Below are 6,585 nucleotides of genomic sequence, written 5' to 3'. Positions count from 1 at the left end.
CTGGAGCCTGCGCACGCCGGCGGGCCAGAAGCTGTCGGTGCCGGTCAGGGGCCTGCTGCGCTCGAATAACCTGTCGGCGGTGCTGGCCGCCACGCGCGCCGGCATGGGTCTGGCCGTGTTGCCCTGGTACGTCGCGCGCGAATCGCTGGCCGATGGCGCGGTCATGCCCGTGCTGGCCGACCACGGCCTGCCCGAGCAGGAAGTCCATGCCGTGTTTCCCTCGCCCAAGCTGGTGCCGCTGAAGGTGACGAGTTTCAGCGGCTTTTTGCAGCAGTCACTGGCTGGCGACTGGTGGCGTCAGGCGCCTTGCACAGGCGAGGCTGTGCAGCAAAGCCCATCGGAATATTGAGCGACGGGCACGCTGTATTGGCGCGCGGAAAAAGCGTGTGGTTCAGGTCGCGTCCCTGCAAGGCTACTCCCGGAATCGCCCTTGCCGATCAACGATGGCAAGCCCCACGAAGCTGGAACCGTCCCGGCGGTTGGGGCCATACTTGACCGAGACCACATCGCCAAAGGTTTTCGCACCCATGGTCTCAAGCGCGGTGACTAGGCCCTCGCGACTTTGATCACGTCCGGCATGTCGCAGACCCTCGACCAGTATCCTGGTATTGATAAAGGTCTCCAGCCCGAGGTAAGAGAACTCGTCGCTGCCGCTGACCGCAGCATAGAGCTTGCGGTATTCGTTGACCACCGGCAGGGCGACGCGCGCAGGGCTGGGCACGACGGTCGTAAAGATCACATTGCCCGTGTACTCGCCCAGATCGGTCGCGACCCGCTGGTTGGCCTGCGCGGCGAGGTTGTAAATCGGCACCGCCAACCCGCTACGGCGTGCCTGCGTGATCAGTGCAACGGTAGAGCGGGACGAGGCGAGCAACACGACGCCATTGGGTGCTCCCTTTTTCAGCGCCTCCAACACGGCAGGCACATCGGACGCGTCGGCCGACAACGCCACCTCGCCGGTCGGCTTGATGCCGGCCTTGGCCAGTACCTCCTGGGCTGCGGCCAGGGCGCTCTGGCCGAAAGCATCCTTTTGGTAAACCACAGCAATGCGGGTCTGGCCGCCCACGACCATCTGCTCGACCATGCGCGCAATTTCCGCGCTCGTGGTGGGTCGCACATTGAACACAAAATGACCCGGCTGGGTACGCATGGGGCCTGAACCCGCGATGCCAGCGATCAGCGGCACACTGTATTCGCTGGCAACCGGCAGCATCGCGCTGCAACTGCTGGTGCCCCAGCAATTGAACAATGCCACCACCTTGTCGTTGGCGAGTTGCCGTGCGTTGTCGGCTGCTTTCTGCGGATTGAATTCGTCGTCCAGCACCCGCAACACGATGCGTTTGCCCTGGATGCCGCCCGCCTTGTTGACCGAGTCGATGTAAGCCTGCATGACGGCCTGCCCCTCTTTCCCGGCCGCAGCACCAGGGCCTGACAAGGGCAAACTGACGCCGATGAGAATATCGCTGGCGGATTGCGCGACGGCAGATGCAACGAAGCCGTGCAGGATTACAGAGATCAAGACTGATTTCATCATTAACTCACCAGAATTTAAAAACAAGCGCACAACTTGCGCCCCATTACACAATCCGGACAGTTGCACGAACACCCATCGCCTGTTCAGCGCAAAACCAGCCCCGGCCGCATCAGAGCGGGATCAACCTGCCCAAAAAAATAAATTTTTTGCATCAAATAGGCCTCTTGCGCATGCTCCATATGCACTAGCAGCTATCAATTAAATAGCAAAAACACTGCTTTTTGCAGCCAGTGGTTGCCAGTCAATCAGGCTCAGGCTTCAAGCCGTCAGGGGCAAAAACGCCTGTGGCGCAAAAATTTGGTTCAGTCGCGGTAGCCCGGTGTCAAACGGTCGGCGCGGCGCAGCAACGCGGGCCATTCGACGTCGCCGTCCCACTCGCTGCCGTCGCCAGCCCATTGGCGACAGGTGCGGCTTGCAAGTTCGTCGCTGGCCACGGCGATATGTCCGCCAGTGGCCGCCATGGCGTGCAGTTGTGCCTGCGCGGCCCGCTCAAGCACATGCATCAGCATAAAGGCTTCGGCCACGCTGCGGCCCACGGTGAGCGTGCCATGGTTTTCCAGGATCAAGCCGTCAAGCAGGCCCAGGTTGACCACGAGGCGTTGTTGCTCATCAACGCCAAGCGACAGCCCTTCATAGCGGTGGCGACCCAGCCGGCCATGCAGCCGCATCGCCCACTGCGAGCCTGGCTGCAAGCCCTTGGGGAGCATTGACAGCGCCACCCCCCAGGGCGTGTGCAGATGGATCACGCATTCAAGCTCTGGCCGGGCCGCATGCACGGCGCCATGAATGGTGAAGCCGGTCGGGTTGACGGCCCGGCCCGAACCATCGACCACCTCGCCGCGCAGGTTCACCTTGACCAGACTGGAGGCGGTCATCTCGTCAAAACCCAGTCCGAATTCATTGATCAAATAGACGCCCGGCTCGCCCGGCACAGTGGCCGAGAGATGGGTGTACACCGTATCGTCCCAACCCGCCAGCGCGGCCAGCCGGTAGGCAGCCGCCAGGTCAACGCGCACCTGCTGCTCGCTGCGCGGGGCACGGTCTGAGGGCAAGCGCAACACTTTATGACCAGCGGTTGCTTGTTCTTCAGAACCGGTGGCGCACGCCCACCGAATAGCTGCTGCCATTCGACAGGTTGTCGATCTTGTCACGCATGGCCACGGCGTAGATATCGGTGCGCTTGGACAGGTTGTAGTCGTAGCCGAGGGAAACCGTGTTGCGGTCAGGCCCGGTTTTTGGCGCCACACGTCCCCACGCGGCCAGCACTGCGCCCGCACCCACCGGCACCCGGGCGCCCAGTTCGGAAATGCGGTACCGGTTGGCAGTCGTCGTGTTCTTGACTTCACCGTACTGCGCGAAGGCCTTGGCGACCGTGAAATCGTAGGCGCCATTGAGCTGCCAGGTGCGCGTGTCGGTTTGCACTGCCGCCGGCACAGGCCTTGTTTCGTCTTTCTTGACCGACTGATAGACCAGCGCGGCAGACAACGGGCCGCCGGCATAACCGACGTTGGCACCCCAGTTCGAGCCGTTGCTGGAACCCGCGCCAGTGCTCTTGGTCGCCGCCGCAGCGCTGATCACGCCGAACCTGAAGCCGCCAAAATCGGGACTGGCGTAAAGCGCCGAGTTGTTCCAGGCCGAGTCCCCGGTGACCGTGCTGCTGGTGAAGTAATGGCGGATGCTGGGTGAATAGCCGTAGGAGTCGCCAAAGGGATTAAACGACACGGTGGAGATGAACAACGGCGTGGTGTTGCGCCCCAGCGTGAAGGTGCCCCAACTTTTACTCGACAAGCCCACCGATGCGGTGCGCGAAAACAGCGTGTCGCCCGCAAAGCGGCCCGAAGCGCCGGTGTCGGCCAGCAGGAAACCCTCCAGCCGGAACACAGCGGACAAACCGCCGCCCAGGTCTTCGGCGCCCCGCATGCCGAAGTGGCTGGTGGTCAGCTTGCCGCTGTCCACGCCGCTCTGGCGCAAGCCGCCCGGTGCTTTGCTTGAGCCAATGCTCATGTCGACCAGGCCGAACAGGGTGACCGAACTTTGCGCCTGGGCGCCAAATGCCGTGGCGGCCAGGCAGGCCAGGGAGAGGGATCGCAGGAGTGGTTTCATCATGGTGTGGCTTAAAGTAAGGAGCAGGAAGGAAGGACGAAAAAAAATGGAAAGCAACGGCAAAAGGGCGGCGGGTGCCCTCAATGCGCCTCGGCCAGTTTGGCCGCCTCGATGGAACTGCCCACGTCGGCTTTGGCACCGTTGAAGAACAGGTTGAGCAGCACCGCCGACACGGCGGTCAGCAAGATGCCCGATTCGAGCAGCGGGTGCAGGCCGTGGGCCATCTGCTGCATCCAGCGCGGCGCCACCAGCGGAATCAGGCCAAAACCGATGGCCAGCGCCACGATGTAGAGGTTGTTGCGGTTGCCTTTGTAATCCACCGTGGACAGGATGCGGATGCCGGTGGCCGCGACCATGCCGAACATCACCAGCCCGGCGCCGCCCAGCACGAACATGGGAATCGACTCGACGAAGGCGGCCATCTTGGGCAGCATGCCCAAGATGATCATGATGACGCCGCCGGCTACGCAGACCCAGCGGCTCTTGACGCCGGTCACGCCGACCAGGCCGACGTTTTGCGAAAAGCTGGTGTAGGGAAAGGTGTTGAAGATGCCGCCAATCAGCGTGCCCAGGCCGTCGGTGCGCAGGCCGGCCGACATCTCGGCCTGGCTGATCTTCTTGCCCGTCAGGTCCGACAGCGCCAGGAACATGCCGACCGACTCGATCATCACGACGATCATCACCAGCGTCATGGTCAGGATCATCACGATGTCGAAGGTCGGCGGGCCAAAGGCAAACGGCGTGACCACGTCAAACCAGTGCGCCTTGCCGACCTTGTCGAAGTTCATCTTGCCAAGCGAGAGGGCCAGCACGCAGCCGGCGGCCATGCCCAGCAGCACCGAAATGTTGGCCACAAAGCCGCGCATGAACTTGACCAGCAGCAAGATGACCACCAGCACGAAGGCGGCAATCGCCAGGTTGTCCAGCGCGCCGTAGGCCAGGTTGTCGAGCATCGGGATCGGCCCGGGCAGCTTCATGACCGGCAGCGCCGCGCCTGCCGGGGCAGCCGCTGCAGCCGCGCCTGCCGCGGCCTTGGCGCTGTCGACCATGGCCACCAGCTTGGGCACATCGACCGTTTGCGCCAGTTGCGCCGGCCCGCCCACGGCCCAGCCCACGCCGACCCGCATCAGGCTGATGCCGATGATGGCAATGATGGTGCCGGTGACCACCGGCGGAAAAAAGCGCAGCAGCCGGCTGATCATGGGCGCGATCAGCATCGACAGCACGCCCGCCCCGATGATGGCGCCAAAGATGGCGCGCGCGCCCTCCACGCCCGGCATGGCATTGGCAAAGGCCACCATCGGCCCGACGGCCGCAAACGTCACGCCCATCATCACCGGCAACCGGATGCCAAAGTAGCGGCCAAAGCCGAGCGACTGGATCAGCGTGACGATGCCGCAGGCAAACAGGTCGGCCGAGATCAAGAGCGCCACCTGCTCGGGCGAGAGCTTCAGGGCGCGGCCGATGATCAGCGGCACGGCGATGGCGCCGGCATACATCACCATCACATGCTGCAGGCCCAGCGCGGTGAGTTTGCCGATGGGCAGCTTTTCATCTACCGGATGGACGGTGTCAGGGGTCATGCTTGTCTCCTTGGGGTCTTCTTGGGGGCGGGGAAAAAAGCCCGTTTACGCCACGGGCCGGGGGCGGTGTGTGACTGGTGTGCAGTGCCGGATGCGTTGGTGCGCCAGCGGTCTAGTTGACCGGGGCGCCCGCCTCGAACCAGCGCTTGAGCACGGCGCGTTCGTCGTCGGTGATTTGCGTGGCATTGTTCATGGGCATGATCTTGAGCACGACCGCCTGCTGGTACAGCGCCTGGGCATGCTGCTTGACCAGTTCGGGGGTGTGCAGGGCCACGCCCTTGCTTTGCAGCTGCGCGTTGTGGCACAGGACGCAGCGCTGGTCGATGACCGTCTTGACTTCGGCAAAATTGATCGGCTTGCCCGCGGCCGCAATGGCAGCGGCCGACGGCGGCGGCGGGGCCATCCAGACCACCAGCCCGGCCAGCAGGGCCACGCCCAGACCCGCATATTCCCAGGGTGCGCGCTTGCCCTGCACGCCAGCCTTGTGCCGGGCCACGAAGCTGTGGCGGATCAGGGCGCCGGCCAGCATCAGGGCCACCAGCACCAGCCAGTTGCCCTTGGCCGAATACAGCCAGCCGTAATGGTTGGACAGCATGGCAATGAGCACCGGCAGCGTGAAATAGGTGTTGTGTACGCTGCGCTGCTTGGCGCGCCAGCCATACACCGGGTCCACCGGCAGGCCGGCCTTGAGCTGGGCCACGACCTTGCGCTGGCCGGGAATGATCCAGACAAAGACGTTGGCGCTCATGGTGGTGGCCAGCATGGCGCCGACCAGCAGGAAGGCGGCCCGCCCGGCGAACAGCTGACAGGCCAGCCAGGCAGCGAACATGACAAAGGCAAGAATGCACACGCCCACGATCAGATCCCCGTTTTTCTTGCGCCCCAGGGTCCGGCAGATGGTGTCGTAGACAAACCAGAAGGCCACCAGAAAGCCCAGCGAGGCGCCAATGGCCGCACCAGCGGACCAGTCGTAAACGCTTTTGTCGACCAGGAAGGTGGCCGCGTTGAACAGGTAGAGCACCGTGAACAGGGCAAATCCGGTCAGCCAGGTGGAGTAACTCTCCCAGTAAAACCAGTGCAGGTTTTGCGGCATCTGCTTGGGCGCGACCAGGTACTTTTGCGGATGGTAAAAACCCCCGCCGTGCACGGCCCAGAGTTCGCCGTCCACGCCTTTGTTGACCAGTTCCGGGTCTTCGGGTTTGGTCAGGCTGCTGTCGAGAAAGACAAAGTAGAACGACGAGCCGATCCAGGCAATCGCCGTGATGACGTGGGCCCAGCGCAGCAGCAGGTTGGCCCAGTCGAGAAGGTATGCGGTATCCATTTACACGCTCGCAATTCAAGGCATGCACAGCCGCCATGCGCTGC

At 63.4% G+C, this 6,585-nt stretch carries 6 protein-coding genes; 1 reads left to right on the top strand and 5 read right to left on the bottom strand.

The annotated features are described in order from the left end of the window. Window positions 1-349, top strand: a 349-nt coding sequence (locus EC86_RS0122005) for a LysR substrate-binding domain-containing protein (protein ID WP_029528000.1), incomplete at its 5' end; no start/stop codon positions are given. 63 nt (window positions 350-412) lie between these two features. Here EC86_RS0122005 and EC86_RS0122000 read toward each other — a convergent pair. From EC86_RS0122000 to EC86_RS0121975, 5 genes are all read right to left on the bottom strand, one after another. Continuing rightward, on the bottom strand, window positions 413-1,534 hold the full coding sequence (locus tag EC86_RS0122000) for an ABC transporter substrate-binding protein (RefSeq protein WP_029527999.1): 1,122 nt from the start codon (window positions 1,532-1,534) through the stop codon (window positions 413-415). A gap of 302 nt (window positions 1,535-1,836) precedes the next feature. Next, a complete protein-coding gene (locus EC86_RS0121990) occupies window positions 1,837-2,586 on the bottom strand; it encodes a class II aldolase/adducin family protein (RefSeq protein WP_029527998.1) in 750 nt (249 codons plus the stop codon). A 34-nt stretch (window positions 2,587-2,620) separates the two neighbouring features. Beyond that, complete coding sequence (locus EC86_RS0121985) at window positions 2,621-3,640, bottom strand: porin (protein WP_029527997.1); 1,020 nt, start codon at window positions 3,638-3,640, stop codon at window positions 2,621-2,623. Between the two features lie 77 nt (window positions 3,641-3,717). After that, window positions 3,718-5,220: a nucleobase:cation symporter-2 family protein gene (locus EC86_RS0121980; RefSeq protein WP_029527996.1), complete on the bottom strand. Its 1,503-nt coding sequence runs from the start codon at window positions 5,218-5,220 to the stop codon at window positions 3,718-3,720. 112 nt (window positions 5,221-5,332) lie between these two features. Beyond that, entirely contained in the window at window positions 5,333-6,541 is a 1,209-nt protein-coding gene (locus EC86_RS0121975; protein ID WP_029527995.1) for a urate hydroxylase PuuD, read from the bottom strand. Window positions 6,542-6,585: the final 44 nt, after the last annotated feature.

The sequence above is a fragment of the Polaromonas glacialis genome (genome assembly GCF_000709345.1).
Classification (GTDB): domain Bacteria; phylum Pseudomonadota; class Gammaproteobacteria; order Burkholderiales; family Burkholderiaceae_C; genus Polaromonas; species Polaromonas glacialis.
This window is presented reverse-complemented; position numbering and strand designations above follow the sequence as displayed.